We start from the raw sequence: 18608 nt of genomic DNA, 5'->3' as shown, positions 1-18608 counted from the left end.
CCAGGACAACAGCACCGCTCAGCCCCGGCGGACCGCGTCGACCTCGATCTCGATCCGCATCCGCTTGTCCAGCAGGCCGCAGACCAGCATGGTCGCGGCCGGCCGGACCGTGCCGAAGGCCTCCCGCAACACCGGGCCGCAGAGCGCGAAGTCGGCCGGGTCGGGCAGCAGGTAGCGGACCCGGACCACGTCGGCGAGCGTGCAGCCGGCCTCGGCCAGCGCCGCCGCGATGGTGCGCAGGCACTGCGCGGCCTGCTCCGCGACATCCTCCGAGATGGTCATCGTGGAGTAATCGAAACCGGTCGTGCCGGAGACGTAGATGTGGTCCCCGTCGACCACCGCCCGGGCGTAGCCGAACTCGTCCTCGAAGGTCGAGCCGCTGAGGATGGAACGTCGCTCGGTCATGCCGCGACGTTAGCCTCCGATCCGGCGTTCTCCGCGCCGCGGGCGATGTTGCGGGCCATGCCGCTGAAGACGATGCCGTGGAAGGGCAGGACCGAGGCCCAGTAGAGGTGCCCGGCCAGGCCGCGGGGCAGGAAGACGGCGCGCTGGCGGTAGACCGAGCCGCCGTCGCCGTCCGGCTCGGCGCGCATCTCCAGCCAGGCCCGGCCGGGGACGCGCATCTCGGCGCGCAGGCGCAGCAGCTCGCCCGGGACGATCTCCTCGACCCGCCACCAGTCGAGGGCCTCGCCGACCCGCAGGTGGTGCCGGTCCCGGCGGCCGCGGCGCAGGCCGACCCCGCCGGCCAGCCGGTCCAGCCAGCCGCGCACCGACCAGGCGAGCGGGAACGAGTACCAGCCGTTCTCCCCGCCGACCCCCTCGATCACCCGCCACAGCCGGTCGGCCGGGGCGCGCACCTCGCGGCACCGCTCGTCGGTGTAGACGCTGCCGCCGGACCAGGACGGGTCGCTGGGCAGCGGCTCGGCGGCGGCGTCCCGGCCGGACGCGCTGGTCCAGCGGGTCTCCACGTTGGCGTCGCGGATCCGGCCGAGAGCCAGCCGGACGGCGTCGTCGAAGCCCAGCGGCGGCGGGCCCGGCAGCAGCTCGGCCAGGTCGTTCTCCCGGGCCACCGCCTCGTGGACCAGGCTGGCGACCAGCGGGCGGGCGATCGCGTTCGGCACCGGGGTGATCAGGCCGACCCAGTGCGCCGAGAGCCACGGGCTGAGGATCCGGGTGGGCAGGATGATCCGGCGGGGGAGGCCGGCGACCCGGGCGTACCGGCGCATCATGTCGGCGTAGCTGAGCACGTCGGCGCCGCCGATGTCGAAGCCGCGGTGCACCTCCGGCGGCAGGGCGGCCGCGTCGATCAGATAGCGCAGCACGTCCCGGACGGCGATCGGCTGGATCAGGTTCTCCGCCCAGCGCGGCGTGATCATGGCGGGCAGCCGCTCGGTCAGGTAGCGCAGCATCTCGAACGAGGCGGACCCGGAGCCGATGATCACCGGGGCCCGGAGCACCGCCGTCGGCACGCCGCTGGCCAGCAGGATCCGGGCCACCTCGGCGCGGGAGCGCAGGTGCGGGGAGGGCCGGTCGCCGGGCGGCGGCTCGGGGCCGCCGAGGTAGATGATCCGGCGGACGCCGGCGGCGCGGGCCGCGGCGGCGAAGTTGGCCGCCGCCTCCCGGTCCCGGCGCTCGAAGTCCGGCTGGCCCAGCGAGTGCATCAGGAAGTAGGCGACCTCGATGCCGTCGAACGCGGGCCGCAGGCTCGCCGGGTCGGCCAGATCGGCCTCGACGATCTCCACCTGGCCGGCCCAGGGGACGTCGCGCAGCCGGCCCGCGCTGCGCGACAGGCAGCGCACCTGATGCCCGGCTTCGACCAGCCGGGGGGCCAATCGCCCGCCGATGTACCCGGTAGCTCCCGTGACAAGACAGCGCATAACTTCAGACTGTGCCCCGATTCGGGCCAGTTCAGCCATATGCTCGATCCAGGCCGCGTCAAACCAGCTCGGGGAGGCCCAGGTGGACACCTTCTGGGGTCCGGATTTCGCCGCGCTGGAGCGCGACGACCCGGCCATCGCCCACGTGCTGCTCGACGAGTTGGCGCGCCAGCGCGACACCCTCACGCTGATCGCCAGCGAGAGCTTCACCTCGCCGGCGGTGCTGGCCGCGCTCGGCTCGACGCTGGCCAACAAGTACGCCGAGGGCTATCCGGGGAACCGCTACTACGGCGGCTGCGCGCAGGCCGACCGGGCCGAGGAGCTGGCCGTCGAGCGGGCCCGGGAGCTGTTCGGCGCCGACCACGCGAACGTGCAGCCGCACTCCGGCGCCTCGGCGAACCTCGCCGCCTACGCCGCGCTGGCCGAGCCGGGCGACCCGGTGCTGGCCATGGGGCTGCCGCACGGCGGGCACCTGACGCACGGCAGCCGGGCCAACTTCTCCGGCAAGTGGTTCCACCCGATCGCCTACCGGGTGGCGCCGGACACCGAGCTGATCGACTACGACGAGGTGCGCGACCTGGCGCTGGCGCACCGGCCCAAGCTGATCATCTGCGGCTCGATCTCCTACCCCCGGCTGATCGACTTCGCCCGGTTCCGGGAGATCGCCGACGAGGTGGGCGCCTACCTGCTGGTTGACGCGGCACATGTCATCGGCCTGGTGGCCGGCCGGGCGGTGCCGTCCCCGGTGCCGTTCGCCGACGTGGTCACCTGCACCACTCACAAGGCGCTGCGCGGCCCGCGGGGCGGCATGATCCTCTGCCGGGCGGACCTGGCCCAGCGGGTGGACAAGGCGGTCTTCCCGTTCGCCCAGGGCGGTCCGATGATGCACACGGTCGCGGCCAAGGCGGTGGCCCTCCGCGAGGCGGGCATGCCGGCCTTCCGGAGGTACGCTTCGCAGACCGTGCGCAACGCGCAGGCGCTGGCCGCTGGGCTGGCCGCCGAGGGGATGCGCCCGGTCACCGGTGGCACCGACACCCATCTCGCCGTGCTCGATCTGCGCGAGCTGGGGGTCAGCGGCCGGGAGGCGGAGGCGCGCTGCGCCGCCGCGGGGATCGCTCTCAACAAGAACCCCGTTCCGTACGACCCGGCGAAACCCGCCGTGGCGTCCGGGATCCGGGTCGGCGCGCCCGGTGTCACCTCGCAGGGCATGGGGGAGGCCGAGATGCGCCGGGTCGCCGAGCTCATCGGGGTGGCGGTGCGGTGCGATCCGGAGACGGCCGGCGGGGTGTCCCGGTTGGCCGCTGTCCGCGAGGAGGTGACCTGCCTGGTGCGGCGCTTCCCGTTCTACGTCGACCAGGAGGTCATGGCATGAGCGACGGCATCGCAGCGAAGCACGGGCCAGGAGCGCATACCCCGTGAAGCGCGGTGTGAGTGGTGCCCCCACGGCGGCGACGCCCGGTGCGTTCGGCGAGCTTCCCGGCGTACCGGAAAAAGATCTTGATGGTCCGCTGCCGGACCTGCCACCCCTGCCGAAGGATCCGCGGTGGAAGGTGGAGCACCTCGGCTTCCTCACCGCCGTCTCGTTCCTGCTGCTCACCTGCGCCGCCTCGATCGGCTTCCTGGTCAGCGGCCCGACCGCGGCGCTGGCCGCGGCCGGCGGCGTGCTGATCGTGACGGTCAGCCACACGCTGACCACGTTGGTGGTCGCCTGGGCCGACACGGTCCGGCCGGCCCTGGTCATGCCGCTGGGAATGTTGACGTATGTCGTCAAATACTCTTTGCTGGGCGTTATCCTGGCTGTCGGCGTCTCGTCCGATTGGTCGGGAAAGAAGGCACTGGGACTCGGTGTCGTGGCCGGAGTGATCGTCTGGACCGCGGTCCAGGCCTGGTGGGTCACCCGCCGGACACTGCGAAAAGTGACTTGAGGCACGCGCGTTCCCGCTGGTCAGCGGAGGTTTGGCAGGTGGACTGCCACGAACCGGTGATGTGTCCGGTCGTGCCGTGTTCCGTTTTGGCGTGACAGGAGTACCGTGTCCTTCCAGTTGCGAGACCCCTGACGCCTGGACAACTGCGGTTGTGCGGGGGGTCCCGCTTAGCTTCGTATCACCTGCTGATATCGTTCGGGCCGTCATGACCGGCCAAGAACCCCCCCACGACAAACGCGGTGACGAAGGCCCCACCCCGCCCGACACGGGCGCGGGCATGACGGCAGTCACCTACCTCATCGCGGGCATGTTGGTCTGGGGCGGGATCGGGTGGCTGGTCGACCACTGGGCCGGGACCAAGGGCATTTTCGCCGGTATCGGCGCCGTCCTGGGCATCGGCCTGGGTGTGTACCTCATCGTGCGCCGGCTCGGCGCCTGACAGGAAAGGGCCATGGTGATCGGTACGTCGACGGTCCTCGCGGCGGAGTTCCCGCCCAGCGTCGAGGATTTCTACCTGCCCAGCATCCTGCCGTGGGGTCAGGAGAACAACTACTGGTTCACCAAGATCACGTTCCTGGTCTGGGTGGCGGTGGCCGCGATCATCATCTTCTTCCTGGTCTCGTACCGGAAGCCGGAGCTCGTTCCGACGAAGAAGCAGTGGATCGCCGAGAGCGTCTACGGGTTCGTGCGGAACAACGTCGCGGTCGAGATGATCGGCCCGCGCGGCGTCGCGTTCGCGCCGTACCTGACGGTGCTGTTCATGTTCATCATCGTGAACAACTTCTTCGGCATCCTGCCGTTCGTGCAGATCTCGCCGAACTCGCACATCGCGTTCCCGGCCATCCTGGCGGTGATCAGCTATGTGATGTTCATCTATGTGGGCATCCGGCACCACGGCTTCCTGAAGTACTTCAAGACCGCGCTGATCCCGCCGGCGCCGTGGTTCATCCTGCCGCTGCTGATCCCGATCGAGTTCTTCTCGAACTTCCTGGTCCGGCCGTTCTCGCTGGCCGTCCGTCTGTTCGCCAACATGTTCGCCGGCCACATGCTGCTGCTGGTGTTCACGCTGGGCGGGTTCGCGATGATCAGCGCGAACGGGTTCCTCGCCCCGGTCTCGATCCTCTCCTGGGTCCTGACCATCGCGCTGACCTTCCTCGAGTTCCTGGTGATCTGTCTCCAGGCCTACGTCTTCACGGTGCTGACCGCGAGCTACGTCCAGGGCGCGCTCGCCGACGAGCACTGAGTTTCACCCCGCTCCACGCACCACCCCGTTTGTCGTCCCGCGTGACAGTCACGCGAGATACCAGGAGGAACTGAGAATGCTGCTCTCCGAAGTTGTTGGTAGCACCGCCGCCATCGGTTACGGTCTCGCTGCCATCGGCCCGGGTATCGGTGTCGGTCTCGTCTTCTCGGCCTACATCCAGTCGACCGCCCGCCAGCCGGAGTCGTCGCGTCTGACCCTGCCGTACGTCTGGATCGGCTTCGCCGTGGTCGAGGCGCTCGCGCTGCTCGGCATCGCGTTCGGCTTCATCTGGGCCGGCAACCCGGTCGGCTGATCCAAGGCATAGCTGACCTCGACAGGAGGTTCCCATGATCAACACGTTTGTGGTTCTGGCCGAGGCCGCCGGCGAGGAGTCCAAGCACAACCCGATCATTCCTGCCTGGCAGGAACTCGTGGTCGGCTCGGTCGCCTTCGCGGTGCTCTGCTTCGTCCTGATGAAGTTCGTCTTCCCGCAGATGGAGAAGACGTTCCGGGCCCGGGTGGACGCGATCGAGGGCGGCATCAAGCGCGCCGAGACCGCGCAGGCCGAGGCGAACGAGCTGCTCGAGCAGTACCGCGCGCAGCTCGCCGAGGCGCGCACCGAGGCCGCTCGCATCCGCGACGAGGCCCGGGCCGACGCCGAGGGCATCCGGCAGGACGTGCTCGCCAAGGCTCGCGAGGAGTCGGACCGCATCATCGCGGCCGGCCACGAGCAGCTTGCGGCGCAGCGTGAGTCGATCGTCCGGGAGCTCCGTGCCGAGGTCGGGACCCTCGCGGTCGACCTGGCCGGCAAGATCGTGGGCGAGGCGCTGGCCGACGAGGCCCGCACCCGCGGCACCGTCGAGCGGTTCATCGCGGACCTCGACGCCGCCGGCACGGCTGGCGGGCGCTGATGGCGTCGGGCGTCACCAACCAGGCCTACGCGGACGCGGCGGAGCGGCTTTCCGCCGACACCGCCACGTCCACGGGCACGCAGCTGGCCACGGTCGCCGATGAGATCCTCACGGTGGCCGGCCTGCTGCGGGGCCAGCCCCGGCTGCGCCGGGCGCTGACCGACCCGTCGCGGCCCGGCGACGACCGTGGCGACCTGTTCCGCTCGCTGCTGTCCGGCAAGGTCGCCGAGGTGACCGTCAACGCGCTGGCCACCCTGGTGGCCGGCCGGTTCTCCAAGCCCAGCGATCTGCTGGACGCGACCGAGCGGCTGGGTGTGGACACCCTGCTCGCCTCGGCGCAGAAGGAGGACACGCTGGCGGAGATCGAGGACGAGCTCTTCCGGTTCGCGCAGATCGTCGCCGGGAGCCCGCAGCTCGCGGCCACGCTCAGTGACATCGGCGCGCCGGTCGCCCCCCGGGCTAAGCTGGTCGGGGACCTGCTCGACGGCAAGGCTCAGGCGATCACCGTGCGGCTCGTCCGGGTTGCGCTGGAGGGCTTCGGCGGCCGTGGCTTCGAGGCCTCGCTGGGCCGGCTGGTCGAGCTGACCGCCGCACGACGGGACCGCGAGGTCGCCTATGTGACGGTGGCCAAGCCGCTCGGCGACGCCGAGGAGACGGCCCTGGCCGGCAAGCTGGCCGCGATCTACGGCCGCGAGGTGTCGCTGAAGGTGGACGTCAATCCCGCGATCATCGGCGGGGTCAGCGTCCGGGTCGGCTCCGACCTCTACGACGGCACGATCCTGCGGCGGCTGAACGCCGCCAAGCAGGCGTTCGCTAAATAGTCCTTTCCCCTCGATTCCTTATCGAGAAGCCCCTCGGTGGCGGCGACGTCCCGAGCTAGACAGAGAAGGCAGAGGATGGCCGAGCTGACCATCTCCTCGGACGAGATCCGGGGGGCGCTAGAGCGCTACGTCTCGTCCTATTCGCCCGAGGTCTCCCGCGAGGAGGTCGGCATCGTCTCCGATGCGGGCGACGGTATCGCGCACGTCGAGGGCCTGCCCTCGACGATGGCGAACGAACTGCTGGAGTTCGCCGACGGCACGCTGGGTGTCGCCCTGAACCTCGACGTCCGCGAGATCGGCGCCGTGATCCTGGGCGACTACGCGAACATCGAGGAGGGCCAGCCGGTCAAGCGCACCGGCCGGGTTCTCTCGGTGCCGGTCGGCGACGCCTTCCTGGGTCGCGTCGTGGACGCCCTGGGCAACCCGATCGACGACCGTGGCGAGATCGCGAACGAGGGTTTCCGCGAGCTCGAGCTGCAGGCGCCGAACGTGATGGCCCGCCAGCCGGTGAAGCAGCCGCTGCAGACCGGCATCAAGGCGATCGACGCCATGACGCCGATCGGCCGGGGCCAGCGCCAGCTGATCATCGGTGACCGCAAGACCGGCAAGACCACGGTCGCGATCGACACGATCATCAACCAGAAGGCGAACTGGGAGTCGGGCGACCCGGCCAAGCAGGTTCGCTGCATCTACGTGGCGATCGGCCAGAAGGCCTCCACCATCGCCAGCATCCGGGGCACCCTGGAGGCCCAGGGCGCGCTCGAGTACACGACGATCGTCGCGGCTCCGGCGTCCGACCCGGCCGGCTTCAAGTACATCGCGCCGTACACCGGTTCCTCGATCGGTCAGCACTGGATGTACAACGGCAAGCACGTCCTGATCGTCTTCGACGACCTGACCAAGCAGGCCGAGGCCTACCGCGCCGTGTCGCTGCTGCTGCGCCGCCCGCCGGGCCGCGAGGCGTACCCGGGTGACGTCTTCTACTTGCACTCCCGGCTGCTGGAGCGGTGCGCCAAGCTCTCCGACGAGCTGGGCGGCGGCTCGATGACCGGTCTGCCGATCATCGAGACCAAGGCCAACGACATCTCGGCCTACATCCCGACCAACGTCATCTCGATCACCGACGGCCAGATCTTCCTGGAGTCCGACCTGTTCGCCTCGGGTGTCCGCCCCGCGATCAACGTCGGCACCTCGGTGTCCCGGGTCGGCGGTTCGGCGCAGGTCAAGGCGATGCGCTCGGTCTCCGGCCGGCTCCGGCTCGACCTGGCCCAGTTCCGTGAGCTGGAGGCCTTCTCGGCCTTCGCCTCCGACCTGGACCGCGCGTCGCGTGCCCAGCTGGAGAAGGGCATCCGCCTGGTCGAGCTGCTCAAGCAGCCGCAGTACTCGCCGTACTCGACGGTGGACCAGGTCATCACGATCTGGGCCGGCACCACGGGGCAGCTGGACGACGTCGAGGTGGGCGACGTGCGCCGCTTCGAGCAGGAGTTCCTGCAGTGGTTCAAGCAGCACAACAGCGACGTCTACACCGCGATCGAGTCGACGAACCTGCTGAGCGACGACAACATCGAGAGCCTGAAGGCCGGCGTTGTCGAGTTCAAGAAGGTCTTCCAGGGCGGTACGACCGGCGGAAGCGGTAGCTAGACATGGCCGCCGGTCAGGTACAGGCGCTGCGTCGGCGCATCCGCACCGTCAAGTCGACCAAGAAGATCACCAAGGCGCAGGAGCTGGTCGCCACCAGCCGGATCGCGAAGGCCCAGGAGCGGGTCAACGCGTCCCGGCCGTACTCGATTGCGATCACCAAGGTGCTCGGCGCGCTCGCGTCGAACGCCTCGGTCGACAACCCGCTGCTGGTCGCGCGTGAGCGCGTCCAGCGGGCGGGGGTCCTGCTGATCACCAGTGACCGGGGCCTGGCCGGCGCCTACAACGCCAACGCCATCCGGACCGCCGAGCAGCTGATCGCTCAGCTGAAGTCGGAGGGCAAGGAGGTGGCGCTGTACGTGGTGGGCCGCAAGGGCGTCGGTTACTACCGGTTCCGCGGGCGGGACATCGCCGCCAGCTGGACCGGCTTCTCCGAGCGTCCGTCCTTCGCGGACGCCAAGAAGATCGGTGACGCCCTGATCGAGGGGTTCGCGGCCGGTTCCGAGACCGAGGGTTCCTTCGGTCCGGAGGGCATCGCGGGCGTGGACGAGCTGCACCTCGTGAGCACCGAGTTCAAGTCGCTGATGACCCAGACCGCACAGGCGAAGCCGCTCGCGCCGGTGCAGGTCGAGGACGACGGCGAGGAGCAGCCCGAGGGGCTGCGCCCGGCCTACGAATTCGAGCCGGACGCCGACGAGCTGCTCGACGCGCTGCTGCCGAAGTACCTCAACACGCGGATCTACGCGGCGTTGCTGGACTCGGCGGCGAGCGAGTCGGCATCCCGGCGGCGGGCGATGAAGAGCGCGTCGGACAACGCCGACGACCTCCTCAAGCGGTACACGCGCGAGATGAACTCCGCGCGGCAGGCTGCGATCACCCAGGAAATCAGTGAGATCGTCGGCGGCGCCAACGCGCTGGCCGCGGCGGGAAGTGATGTGTGATGACTGCTGTTGCTGAGCCCACCAAGGCGGAGACCGCTGTCGGCCGTGTCGTCCGGGTCATCGGCCCGGTCGTCGACGTCGAGTTTCCCCGTGACGCCATGCCCCCGATCTTCAACGCGCTGCACGTCGAGGTCACCCTCTCCGAGGGCACCAAGAAGCTGACGCTGGAGGTCGCCCAGCACCTGGGTGACAACCTGCTCCGCGCCATCTCGATGCAGCCGACCGACGGTCTGGTCCGCGGCAAGGAGGTCACCGACACCGGCGCGCCGATCTCGGTGCCGGTCGGCGACGTGACCAAGGGCCACGTGTTCAACGCCCTCGGCGAGGTGCTCAACGTCGACCCGTCGACGCTGGACATCCAGGAGCGCTGGGCGATCCACCGCAAGCCTCCGGCGTTCGCCGACCTGGAGCCGAAGACCGAGATGCTGGAGACCGGCATCAAGGTGCTCGACCTGCTCGCGCCGTACGTGCGCGGTGGCAAGATCGGCCTGTTCGGCGGCGCGGGCGTGGGCAAGACCGTGCTCATCCAGGAGATGATCATCCGGGTGGCCCGGAACTTCGGTGGCACCTCGGTGTTCGCCGGCGTCGGCGAGCGCACCCGTGAGGGCAACGACCTCATCCTGGAGATGGACGAGGGTGGCGTGCTGGACAAGACCGCCCTGGTCTTCGGCCAGATGGACGAGCCGCCGGGCACCCGTCTGCGGGTCGCCCTGACCGCTCTGACCATGGCGGAGTACTTCCGGGACGTCCAGAACCAGGAGGTGCTGCTCTTCATCGACAACATCTTCCGGTTCACCCAGGCCGGTTCCGAGGTCTCCACCCTGCTCGGCCGTATGCCGTCCGCGGTGGGTTACCAGCCCACCCTGGCCGACGAGATGGGTGAGCTGCAGGAGCGGATCACCTCGGTCCGTGGCAAGGCGATCACCTCGCTGCAGGCGATCTACGTGCCCGCCGACGACTACACCGACCCGGCGCCGGCCACCACGTTCGCCCACCTGGACGCGACCACCAACCTCGAGCGGTCGATCTCCGACAAGGGCATCTACCCGGCCGTGGACCCGCTGGCCTCCAGCTCGCGGATCCTGGCCCCGGAGTTCGTCGGCGCCGAGCACTACGCGGTGGCCCGTGAGGTCCAGCGGATCCTGCAGAAGTACAAGGACCTCCAGGACATCATCGCCATCCTCGGTATGGACGAGCTCTCCGAGGAGGACAAGGTCACGGTGCAGCGGGCCCGCCGCATCGAGCGGTTCCTGTCGCAGAACACCTACGCGGCGGAGCAGTTCACCGGCGTCCCCGGCTCGACGGTTCCGCTGAAGGAGACCATCGAGGCGTTCAAGAAGATCGCCGAGGGTGAGTACGACAACTACCCGGAGCAGGCCTTCTTCATGTGCGGTGGTCTCGAGGACCTGGAGAAGAACGCGCACGAGCTGATGAAGGGCTGACCTCAGCCCTGCCGAGGTTCTGACGAAGAGGAAGCCGTGCCGGTTCACACCGGCACGGCTTCTCTCGTTCCCGGGGGAGTTCGACCGACGTGAACGTGGGGATCGTGCCCAGGAACCTCGTATTTCCCTTGGGTATGCTTGGCCGCCGCCCGGAGGGCGGCCCCGCGTCACGTGGGTGATGGACCGGCAGAGTTGGGGATCGGGTGGCTAAGTCTGCGAAGCGCCGGGCACCGCTGTGGGCCCGGCTGACCGCCGTCTTCGGTGCGGTGCTCATGGTGACCAGCGGCGTGGCCCTGGTCGGCGGCAACGCCCTGATCTCGAAGTACACCGGGTCCCTGGACGCGGGCAGCAAACTGGTCGGCAGCCCGGCCGAGGGCGCCCCCAAGGCGTCCGGCAAGGACATCAAGGGCCCGCTGAACATCCTGATGGCCGGCATCGACCCGCGGGACAACAAGACCGCGCCGCTCTCCGACTCGATCATCGTGGCGCACATCCCGGCGAGCATGGACCAGGTCTTCCTCTTCTCCATCCCGCGGGACCTCTACGTCGACATCCCGGCCTTCCAGCCGACCGGCTTCGGCGGCGGCAAGTCGAAGATCAACGCGGCGATGTCGTTCGGCAGCTCGGTCGGCAACGGCAAGCACGACGTCACCCAGGGCTTCCAGCTGCTCACCAAGACGGTCAGCCAGCTCACCGGCATCAAGCAGTTCGACGCCGGCGCGATCATCAACTTCGGCGGCTTCAAGAAGATCGTCGAGGCGATGGGCGGGGTGACCATGACGATCGACATGACGGTCAAGTCCGAGCACCTCAAGCCGAACGGCAAGCCCCGGGACCGCCGTCCGGAGTGCGCCGACAACACCTGCGAGCACCCGTACATCGGCGAGCAGAAGGTCTACAAGCCGGGGACGTACCACCTGAAGGCCTGGGAGGCCCTGGACTACGTCCGGCAGCGCTACGGCCTGCCGAACAGCGACTACGACCGCCAGCGGCACCAGCAGCAGTTCATCAAGGCGATGGCCAAGCAGGCGATGAGCAAGGGTGTGGTGACCGACCCGGGCAAGATGCTGAAGATCCTGGACGCAGCCGGCGACGCGGTCACCTTCGGCGCGGCCAACGGCACCAGCGTCCTGGACTGGGGACTGGCGCTGCAGGGGCTCAACACCGACAACATGGTCTCCATCAAGCTGCCCGGCGGCGGCATCTACGAGGGGGGCAAATACCGGGGTGAGGGGCTCGGCGAGGGGACCGACGAGTTCTTCGACGCGGTGCGCAACGACAAGATCCCGGCGTTTCTGCTGGCCCACCCGGAGTTCGTCAACACCAACAGCTAGACCCGGTCGGCCGCCGGCCGGCGGCGCCGATTAGACTTTCACCCATTCGGTTCGCAGCGTCAAAGGGAGACAGCGTGGCCAACCAGCTTCACGTCGAGGTCGTCGCCGTCGAGGAGAAGGTCTGGGCCGGTGAGGCCGAGATGCTCGTCGCGCGCACCACCGAGGGTGAGATCGGTGTGCTGCCGGGCCACTCTCCGCTGCTCGGCCTGCTCAAGGAGCCGTCCCAGGTCCGGGTGAAGCTCGCCGGTGGCGAGCAGCTCACCTACGACGTGGCCGGTGGCTTCCTCTCCATCGACGCGAACGGCGTCACCGTGCTCGCCGAGAGCGCGACGCCCGCCACGCCCGAGCAGCACTGACACCGGCGATGCGGGTTCTGGAAGTCGTCGGAATCTGCCTCGTCGCGCTGCTCGCGCTCCTCTTCGCGATCTTCTTCCGCCGCCGCCTGCTGATGCTCGGCGGCGGCACCATCCGCCTGCAGGTCCGCACCAGCACCATGGTGCCGGGCCGCGGGTGGTCACCGGGCGTGGGCCAGTTCGTCGGTGACGAGCTCCGCTTCCACAAGATGTTCAGCCTCGCCTTCCGCCCCAAACGGGTGCTGGACCGGCGGGTGCTGACCATCGCCGAGCGGCGCCTGCCGACCGGGCCGGAGCGGCTCACCATGCCCGGCCACTGGGTGGTGCTGCGCTGCGCCATGGGCGGCACCGAGGTGGAGATCGCCATGGCCGAGACCACGGTGACCGGTTTCCTCTCCTGGCTGGAGGCCGGCCCGCCGCGGGACCCGGGCAGCGTGCCCGGCCGGTCGATCTTCGGGCCGCGCCCGATGGAGAGCTGACCACGATTCTGGGATTGGCGGTCGCGGCCGCCCGGTCCCGCCTCTAGCGTCGGCGGCATGCGGATTCGTATCGTCGACGCCTTCACCGACCGCCCGTTCGCCGGCAACCCGGCCGGGGTGCTGATCCTCGACGCCTTCCCGGCCGACGACTGGATGCAGCGGGTCGCCGCCGAGGTCAACCTCTCCGAGACCGCCTTCCTGCACCGGCTGCCGGCCGGCGGCGACGCCGACTGGGCGCTGCGTTGGTTCACCCCGGCCGCCGAGGTGGCGCTCTGCGGGCACGCCACGCTGGCCACCACCCACGCGCTGCACCAGGCCGGGCTGGCCGAGGGACCGGTCCGGTTCGCCACCCGCAGCGGCGTGCTGACCGCCACGGTGGCCGGCGACGGCCTGATCACCCTGGACTTCCCGGCCGCGCCGCTCAGCCCGATCGACACCGACCCGGCGCTGGCCGCGGCGCTCGGCGCCGACCTGCTCAGCACGCTCTGGACCGGGCCGAACACCGACGACGTGCTGGCCGAGGTGGCCGACGAGAAGACCGTCCGGGCGCTCACCCCGGACCTCGGCGCGCTGGCCCGGCTCACCAGCCGCGGCGTGATCGTCACCGCGCGGGCCGAGGACCCGGCGGCCGGCTACGACTTCGTCTCCCGCTTCTTCGCCCCGGCCGTCGGCGTCAACGAGGACCCGGTGACCGGCTCCGCGCACACCGCTCTGACGCCGTACTGGAGCGAACGCCTCGGCCGCACCACGCTGGTCGGCTACCAGGCGTCCCCGCGCGGCGGCCAGGTCCGGGTCACCCTCCGCGGCGACCGGGTCGACCTGGCCGGCACCGCCGTCACCACGATCGACGGCGACCTGCTGATCCCCGCGGACCCTTCTTCCGGTACGGACTGAGCGCCCGGTCCCGTGGCAGCACCACGCCAGGCGGTCCCGGCTCCGGGCCGCCCCGCGCCCCCGGCCCCCGGCTGGTCCTCACGGGTGTCTCGACGGCCTTGAGACACCCGTGAGGACCAGCCGCTACCGGCCGGGGCGCCGGGACGGGCTGGAGGCACGCTGGGCGGCGCGTCCTTGGGCCCGCCCGGCGTGATCGAGGCGCCCCCGGCGGCCAGCCGTGTCGCTTCCTGGAAGCCCGGCGCTTTTCTGCCGTGCTGCTGATGGCTCGGGGGCCGCTGACCGGGCTGGGGGTCAGTCGCGCTGGCCGCCGGGGACCCACTTCACGTCGCCGTCCGGGTTGGCCACCCGGGACAGGATGAAGAGCAGGTCGGAGAGGCGGTTCAGGTATTTGGCCGGGAGGACCGAGGTGCGCTCCGGGTCGCTCTCGATCAGCGCCCAGGCGGACCGTTCCGCGCGCCGGGCCACCGTGCGGGCCACGTGCAGCAGGGCCGCACCCGGCGTGCCACCCGGCAGGATGAAGCTGTCCAGCGCCGCCAGGCGCTCGTTGAACTCGTCGCACCAGCCTTCGAGGCGGGTCACGTAGTCCTCGGTGATCCGCAGCGGCGGGTAGGGCGGATCCTCGGCCAGCGGGTTGCCGAGATCGGCCCCGAGGTCGAACAGATCGTTCTGGATCCGGGCCAGCACCGCCCGGACGTCCTCCGGCAACGCGCCCAGCGCGAGCGCCACGCCCAGCGCCGCGTTGCACTCGTCCGCGTCGGCGTAGGCCGCGATCCGCGGATCCGTTTTCGCCGCCACCTCGTTGTTGACGAGCCGGGTCTGTCCGGCGTCCCCGGTACGGGTGTAAATCCTCGTGAGATGCACAGCCATGCGCCGAGCCTATCCGCGCCCTTCCGGCAGCCGGTGCCACCCCAGCCACGAAGCCGGCGACGCCCCACCAGACCGAAGCGCTGTGGGTGACCGGCGGCTGGGGACGCTCTGCGGTCCGGGATGGCCGTGCGTGTTGCGGTTGCCCGGCTGGGCGTGAGGGGTGTCTCGGGGTGGTCGAGGCACCCGTGAGAGCCAGCCGGACTGCCCCGAGGCGGGTGGCGGCGCGTGGTGCCGTTCTTCGGCTGGGGGTGAGGGGTGTCTCCGGGTGTTTGAGGCACCTGTGAGAGGCAGCCGGACGGCCGGGAGGCGCGTGGCGTTCGGGTGGCGGTGTGTGGTGCGGTTCTTCGGCTGGGCGTGAGGGGTGTTTCGGGGTGTTTGAGGGACCCGTGAGAGCCAGCCGGGCGGCCGGGAGGGGCGCTGCGTCCGGGTGGCAGCGCGTGGTGCGGTTCTTCGGCTGGGGGTGAGGGGTGTTTCGCGGTGTTTGAGGCACCCGTGAGAGGCAGCCGGACGGCCGTGAGGGGCGCTGCGTCCGGGTGGCGGTGTGTGGTGTGGTTCTTCGGCTGCGCGTGAGGGGTGTCTCGGGATGGTTGAGGGACCCGTGAGAGCCAGCCGGGCGGCTGGGAGGCGCGTGGCGGTCCGGGGGCGAGGCGGGTGTGGCGGGGTTTGGGGTTGGCGGTCGTGGCCACCCGCGGGCGTCGCCCTGGAGGGGTGGGCGTTTTGGACGCGTAGCGGCCAGCCCGGCCCGGAAGGGTCCCTGGCGGGAGCGACGATCAGTGATCAGCGCGGATCCGAGTCAGCAATCTTTTGATCTTGAGTTTGGGGCGTGCGGCGAGGCAGGCGGAAGAGCAGGCGGCAAGGCGCGCTCAAAGGGCGAGCGGGCGAGCGCCGGGAGAGCGCCGGAGAGCGCGGAGGATCGGCGGGAGGAGCCCCGGGAGGATCGGCCGAGGGAGCGGCGGGAAAGCGGCGCGGGACTGGGGGAGCAGCGGGGAAGAGCGGCGGGAGAGCGGCGGAGGACCGGGGAGCAGCGGGGAACAGCGGCGGAGGACCGTGGGGGCAGCGGGGAGGAGCAGGTGACGGATCGCGGGGAGGTGTCGGGCGGGGCGGGTGGCTGCTTGGAGCGTGCCCTGTGCGGCGGCGGTGGGCCGGGGACCCTACGATGGCCCGCGTGGATGTGATCAGGGTAAAGGGCGGCAACCCGCTCACCGGTGACGTCTCGGTCGGCGGCGCGAAGAACTCGGCTCTCAAGCTGATGGCGGTCGCGCTGCTGGGTGAGGGGCGCAGCGTGGTCTCCAACGTGCCCCGGATCACCGACATCGCGATCATGGCGGAGGTGCTGCGCCGGCTGGGCTGCGCCGTGACGCTGGACGGCACCGAGGCGGTGATCGACGTTCCGTTGGAGCCGGGCGCCGAGGCCGACTACGACCTGGTGAGGCGGCTGCGCGCGTCGATCTGCGTGCTCGGCCCGCTGCTGGCCCGCCGGGGTTATGTGCGGGTGGCGCTGCCCGGCGGCGACATGATCGGCTCCCGGGGCCTGGACATGCACGTGTCCGGCCTGGCCCGGATGGGCGCGGAGATCTCCAACGAGCACGGCTTCGTGATCGCCTCGGCCCCGGCCGGCCTGCGCGGCACCAAGATCTGGCTGGACTTCCCGAGTGTCGGCGCCACCGAGAACCTGTTGATGGCCGCGGTCCTGGCCAAGGGCGTCACCGAGATCGACAACGCGGCCCGCGAGCCGGAGATCGTCGACATCTGCGAGATGCTCACCGCGATGGGCGCCCGGATCCACGGCGCCGGCACCTCGACGCTGATCATCGAGGGGGTGGACGGGCCGCTCAAGCCGGTCCGGCACACCACGATCGGCGACCGGATCGTCGGCGGCACCTGGGCCTACGGCGCGGCGATGACCCGCGGTGACGTGACCGTGCACGGGGTCCGCCCGGAGTTCCTGGACATCGCGCTGGACAAGCTGGTGGCGGCCGGCGCGACGGTCGACCCGGGGGACAACTCGTTCCGGGTCCGGATGACCGAGCGGCCCAAGCACGTCGACATCGTCACGCTGCCGTTCCCGGGTTTCGCCACCGACCTGCTGCCGATGGCGCTCGGCCTGGCCGCGGTCGCCGAGGGTTCGTCGCTGATCACCGAGAACATCTTCGACGGCCGGTTCATGTTCGTGAACGAGATGGTCCGGCTGGGCGCCGACATCCGCACCGACGGGCACCACGCGGTGGTGAACGGGCGGGAGCGGCTCTCCGGCGCCCCGGTCCGGGCCACCGACATCCGGGCCGGGGCCGGCCTGGTGATCGCCGGGCTGTGCGCGGACGGGGTGACCGAGGTGGGCGAGGTGCACCACATCGACCGCGGCTATCCGGACTTCGTGGCCGACCTGGCCCGGCTGGGTGTCGAGGTGGAGCGCACCGACGTGCCGGAGCCGACCTTCGACTTCTAGGACGAGCCGACGAGGCGGCGCGCTTCCTCCACCTCTTCGGCGAAGACGAGTACGCAGACCCGGCCGTCCCGCCGGGTTGTGGTGGTGGCGCGGATGCCCGCGTCCGAGAGCAACCGCCGGATCTCGTCGGCGACCTGGGGCTCCTCGGTGACCGCTGCCGGTGAGAGGAGGCCGTAGTCCTCCTCACCGAAGATCGCCAGGCCGTCCGCGAGACCGTCCGCGGGACCCGGCTGCAGGCCCATGCGCCAGAAGACGGCGCCGAGGAAGCCGACCAGACCGACGGCGATCAACGGTCCGATGAGGTACCAGCCGTCGCTCGTGGCCATGCGCACAGTCTGGCACCGGCACAGGCTGATTTCTGGCGATTTGACCCCATCGAGGACGGGCTTAGCTTCCGTTAAGTAACCCCGTAGACTGACGGCGCCCTAACAAAGGAGTGGAGCATGGCGGGTCGTCTCGCGGTCATCGGGTCCGGACTGATGGGTTCCGGCATCGCGCAGGTCTCGGCGCAGGCCGGGTGGCAGGTCACCATGCGGGACGTCGACGACGCCTCGCTCAAGCGCGGGCTGGCCGCGATCCGTGACTCGCTCACCCGCTTCGCAGCCAAGGGCAAGATCGCCGAGGAGGACGTCGAGGCCACCCTGCAGCGGATCACCCCGACCACCGACCTGGACGCGGTCGCCGAGGCCGACGTCGTGGTCGAGGCGATCTACGAGAAGGTGGAGGCCAAGCACGAGGTCTTCAAGGCGCTCGACAAGATCTGCAAGTCCGGCGCGGTCCTCGGCACCAACACCTCGGCCATCCCGATCACCCAGATCGCCGCGATCACCGCGCGTCCGGAGTCGGTGGTCGGCATCCACTTCTTCTCGCCGGTCCCGATGATGAAGCTGGTCGAGCTGGTCCGCGGTTACCAGACGTCGGACGAGACGCTGGCCGCCGCCCGCGACTTCGCCGAGGGTGTCGGCAAGACCTGCGTCGAGGTCAAGCGCGACGTGGCCGGCTTCGTGTCGAACCGGCTGTTCTCCGCCATCCTGGTCGAGGCGATCAAGCTGGTCGAGTCCGGCGTGGTCTCCGCGGCCGACCTGGACACGGTGATGAAGCTCGGCTTCGGCCACGCCATGGGCCCGCTCGCCACGGTCGACCTGACCGGTCTCGACGTGATGCTGAACGCGGCCGGCAACATCTACCGCGACACCCAGGACGAGAAGTTCTTCCCGCCGGAGCTGCTGCAGCGGATGGTGACCGCGGGCGACCTGGGCCGCAAGACCGGTAAGGGTTTCTACAGCTACTGATCTGTTGTCGTCAGGAAACCCCGGGGTGGTCTCATCCCGGGGTTTCCTTTTCGCCGTCGGTTCGCCGTGGCTTCTCAACCCCTGTTTTGTACGTGCTACGCCTGCCACAGGCGCAGTCGACCGGTCCCGTGGCTCGACGCGATGT

20 protein-coding genes are annotated in these 18608 nt (G+C 70.2%); 16 read left to right on the top strand and 4 right to left on the bottom strand.

Annotated features, from left to right (window positions below; all coding sequences use genetic code 11):
- Window positions 1-18 precede the first annotated feature (18 nt).
- Together BJY16_RS03175 and BJY16_RS03170 are read right to left on the bottom strand one after the other, a co-directional pair.
- Window positions 19-405, bottom strand: a complete 387-nt coding sequence (locus BJY16_RS03175; RefSeq protein WP_185037626.1) for a RidA family protein — start codon at window positions 403-405, stop codon at window positions 19-21.
- Complete coding sequence (locus BJY16_RS03170; RefSeq protein WP_185037625.1) at window positions 402-1877, bottom strand: SDR family oxidoreductase; 1476 nt, start codon at window positions 1875-1877, stop codon at window positions 402-404. The genes BJY16_RS03175 and BJY16_RS03170 overlap by 4 nt, the downstream gene beginning before the upstream one ends.
- An 82-nt stretch (window positions 1878-1959) precedes the next feature.
- Between BJY16_RS03170 and glyA the strand changes: the two genes are divergently transcribed.
- From glyA to BJY16_RS03100, 14 genes are all read left to right on the top strand, one after another.
- A complete protein-coding gene (gene glyA, locus BJY16_RS03165; protein WP_239177882.1) occupies window positions 1960-3249 on the top strand; it encodes a serine hydroxymethyltransferase in 1290 nt (429 codons plus the stop codon).
- Window positions 3250-3304: 55 nt separating this feature from the next.
- Window positions 3305-3802: a hypothetical protein gene (locus tag BJY16_RS03160; RefSeq protein WP_185037623.1), complete on the top strand. Its 498-nt coding sequence runs from the start codon at window positions 3305-3307 to the stop codon at window positions 3800-3802.
- Window positions 3803-4007: 205 nt separating this feature from the next.
- The gene (locus tag BJY16_RS03155) at window positions 4008-4241 is read left to right on the top strand and encodes an AtpZ/AtpI family protein (RefSeq protein ID WP_185037622.1); all 234 of its coding nucleotides are present in this window, start codon (window positions 4008-4010) and stop codon (window positions 4239-4241) included.
- 12 nt (window positions 4242-4253) lie between these two features.
- Window positions 4254-5045, top strand: coding sequence for a F0F1 ATP synthase subunit A (gene atpB / locus BJY16_RS03150; RefSeq protein WP_221501870.1), 792 nt, complete (start codon window positions 4254-4256; stop codon window positions 5043-5045).
- Between the two features lie 76 nt (window positions 5046-5121).
- Window positions 5122-5358 (top strand): ATP synthase F0 subunit c, encoded by a 237-nt coding sequence (locus BJY16_RS03145; protein WP_185037621.1) that lies wholly within the window; start codon window positions 5122-5124, stop codon window positions 5356-5358.
- Window positions 5359-5392: 34 nt separating this feature from the next.
- A complete protein-coding gene (locus BJY16_RS03140) occupies window positions 5393-5956 on the top strand; it encodes a F0F1 ATP synthase subunit B (protein ID WP_185037620.1) in 564 nt (187 codons plus the stop codon).
- The gene (locus BJY16_RS03135; RefSeq protein WP_185037619.1) at window positions 5956-6777 is read left to right on the top strand and encodes a F0F1 ATP synthase subunit delta; all 822 of its coding nucleotides are present in this window, start codon (window positions 5956-5958) and stop codon (window positions 6775-6777) included. The genes BJY16_RS03140 and BJY16_RS03135 overlap by 1 nt, the downstream gene beginning before the upstream one ends.
- A 75-nt stretch (window positions 6778-6852) precedes the next feature.
- Window positions 6853-8418 carry a F0F1 ATP synthase subunit alpha gene (atpA, locus tag BJY16_RS03130; RefSeq protein ID WP_185037618.1) on the top strand — a complete coding sequence of 522 codons (1566 nt, stop codon included), beginning with the start codon at window positions 6853-6855 and terminating at the stop codon, window positions 8416-8418.
- A 2-nt stretch (window positions 8419-8420) separates the two neighbouring features.
- Window positions 8421-9356 carry a F0F1 ATP synthase subunit gamma gene (locus BJY16_RS03125; protein ID WP_185037617.1) on the top strand — a complete coding sequence of 312 codons (936 nt, stop codon included), beginning with the start codon at window positions 8421-8423 and terminating at the stop codon, window positions 9354-9356.
- Window positions 9356-10798 (top strand): F0F1 ATP synthase subunit beta, encoded by a 1443-nt coding sequence (gene atpD / locus BJY16_RS03120; RefSeq protein WP_221501869.1) that lies wholly within the window; start codon window positions 9356-9358, stop codon window positions 10796-10798. Before BJY16_RS03125 ends, atpD begins: the two co-directional genes overlap by 1 nt.
- A 203-nt stretch (window positions 10799-11001) precedes the next feature.
- Window positions 11002-12132 carry an LCP family protein gene (locus tag BJY16_RS03115; RefSeq protein ID WP_373873482.1) on the top strand — a complete coding sequence of 377 codons (1131 nt, stop codon included), beginning with the start codon at window positions 11002-11004 and terminating at the stop codon, window positions 12130-12132.
- A gap of 74 nt (window positions 12133-12206) precedes the next feature.
- The gene (locus BJY16_RS03110) at window positions 12207-12488 is read left to right on the top strand and encodes a F0F1 ATP synthase subunit epsilon (RefSeq protein ID WP_014694384.1); all 282 of its coding nucleotides are present in this window, start codon (window positions 12207-12209) and stop codon (window positions 12486-12488) included.
- Window positions 12489-12496: 8 nt separating this feature from the next.
- Entirely contained in the window at window positions 12497-12964 is a 468-nt protein-coding gene (locus BJY16_RS03105; RefSeq protein WP_185037615.1) for a DUF2550 domain-containing protein, read from the top strand.
- 57 nt (window positions 12965-13021) lie between these two features.
- Window positions 13022-13858, top strand: a complete 837-nt coding sequence (locus BJY16_RS03100; RefSeq protein WP_185037614.1) for a PhzF family protein — start codon at window positions 13022-13024, stop codon at window positions 13856-13858.
- A gap of 291 nt (window positions 13859-14149) precedes the next feature.
- Here BJY16_RS03100 and BJY16_RS03095 read toward each other — a convergent pair whose 3' ends face one another.
- The gene (locus BJY16_RS03095) at window positions 14150-14725 is read right to left on the bottom strand and encodes a cob(I)yrinic acid a,c-diamide adenosyltransferase (RefSeq protein ID WP_185037613.1); all 576 of its coding nucleotides are present in this window, start codon (window positions 14723-14725) and stop codon (window positions 14150-14152) included.
- Window positions 14726-15881: 1156 nt separating this feature from the next.
- Here BJY16_RS03095 and murA point away from each other — a divergent pair.
- Window positions 15882-17171 carry a UDP-N-acetylglucosamine 1-carboxyvinyltransferase gene (gene murA, locus BJY16_RS03090; protein ID WP_185046237.1) on the top strand — a complete coding sequence of 430 codons (1290 nt, stop codon included), beginning with the start codon at window positions 15882-15884 and terminating at the stop codon, window positions 17169-17171.
- Here murA and BJY16_RS03085 read toward each other — a convergent pair.
- Window positions 17168-17497, bottom strand: coding sequence for a hypothetical protein (locus BJY16_RS03085; protein ID WP_185037612.1), 330 nt, complete (start codon window positions 17495-17497; stop codon window positions 17168-17170). The genes murA and BJY16_RS03085 overlap by 4 nt on opposite strands.
- A gap of 117 nt (window positions 17498-17614) precedes the next feature.
- On the opposite strand from BJY16_RS03085, the gene BJY16_RS03080 reads away from it, so the two are divergent.
- Complete coding sequence (locus tag BJY16_RS03080; RefSeq protein WP_185037611.1) at window positions 17615-18463, top strand: 3-hydroxyacyl-CoA dehydrogenase family protein; 849 nt, start codon at window positions 17615-17617, stop codon at window positions 18461-18463.
- The last annotated feature ends 145 nt before the right edge of the window (window positions 18464-18608 follow it).

The organism is Actinoplanes octamycinicus (assembly GCF_014205225.1).
GTDB lineage: Bacteria > Actinomycetota > Actinomycetes > Mycobacteriales > Micromonosporaceae > Actinoplanes > Actinoplanes octamycinicus.
This window is presented reverse-complemented; position numbering and strand designations above follow the sequence as displayed.

Excerpts from the sequence above, each read along its gene's own strand:
- BJY16_RS03145 (WP_185037621.1), top strand. The coding sequence starts at position 5,122 with ATGCTGCTCTCCGAAGTTGTTGGTAGCACCGCCGCCATCGGTTACGGT.
- BJY16_RS03155 (WP_185037622.1), top strand. The coding sequence starts at position 4,008 with ATGACCGGCCAAGAACCCCCCCACGACAAACGCGGTGACGAAGGCCCC.
- BJY16_RS03105 (WP_185037615.1), top strand. The coding sequence starts at position 12,497 with ATGCGGGTTCTGGAAGTCGTCGGAATCTGCCTCGTCGCGCTGCTCGCG.
- BJY16_RS03080 (WP_185037611.1), top strand. The coding sequence starts at position 17,615 with ATGGCGGGTCGTCTCGCGGTCATCGGGTCCGGACTGATGGGTTCCGGC.
- BJY16_RS03170 (WP_185037625.1), bottom strand. The coding sequence starts at position 1,877 with ATGCGCTGTCTTGTCACGGGAGCTACCGGGTACATCGGCGGGCGATTG.
- BJY16_RS03095 (WP_185037613.1), bottom strand. The coding sequence starts at position 14,725 with ATGGCTGTGCATCTCACGAGGATTTACACCCGTACCGGGGACGCCGGA.
- BJY16_RS03085 (WP_185037612.1), bottom strand. The coding sequence starts at position 17,497 with ATGGCCACGAGCGACGGCTGGTACCTCATCGGACCGTTGATCGCCGTC.
- BJY16_RS03100 (WP_185037614.1), top strand. The coding sequence starts at position 13,022 with ATGCGGATTCGTATCGTCGACGCCTTCACCGACCGCCCGTTCGCCGGC.
- BJY16_RS03135 (WP_185037619.1), top strand. The coding sequence starts at position 5,956 with ATGGCGTCGGGCGTCACCAACCAGGCCTACGCGGACGCGGCGGAGCGG.
- BJY16_RS03140 (WP_185037620.1), top strand. The coding sequence starts at position 5,393 with ATGATCAACACGTTTGTGGTTCTGGCCGAGGCCGCCGGCGAGGAGTCC.
- atpA (WP_185037618.1), top strand. The coding sequence starts at position 6,853 with ATGGCCGAGCTGACCATCTCCTCGGACGAGATCCGGGGGGCGCTAGAG.
- atpB (WP_221501870.1), top strand. The coding sequence starts at position 4,254 with ATGGTGATCGGTACGTCGACGGTCCTCGCGGCGGAGTTCCCGCCCAGC.
- BJY16_RS03175 (WP_185037626.1), bottom strand. The coding sequence starts at position 405 with ATGACCGAGCGACGTTCCATCCTCAGCGGCTCGACCTTCGAGGACGAG.
- BJY16_RS03125 (WP_185037617.1), top strand. The coding sequence starts at position 8,421 with ATGGCCGCCGGTCAGGTACAGGCGCTGCGTCGGCGCATCCGCACCGTC.
- murA (WP_185046237.1), top strand. The coding sequence starts at position 15,882 with ATGGCCCGCGTGGATGTGATCAGGGTAAAGGGCGGCAACCCGCTCACC.
- atpD (WP_221501869.1), top strand. The coding sequence starts at position 9,356 with ATGACTGCTGTTGCTGAGCCCACCAAGGCGGAGACCGCTGTCGGCCGT.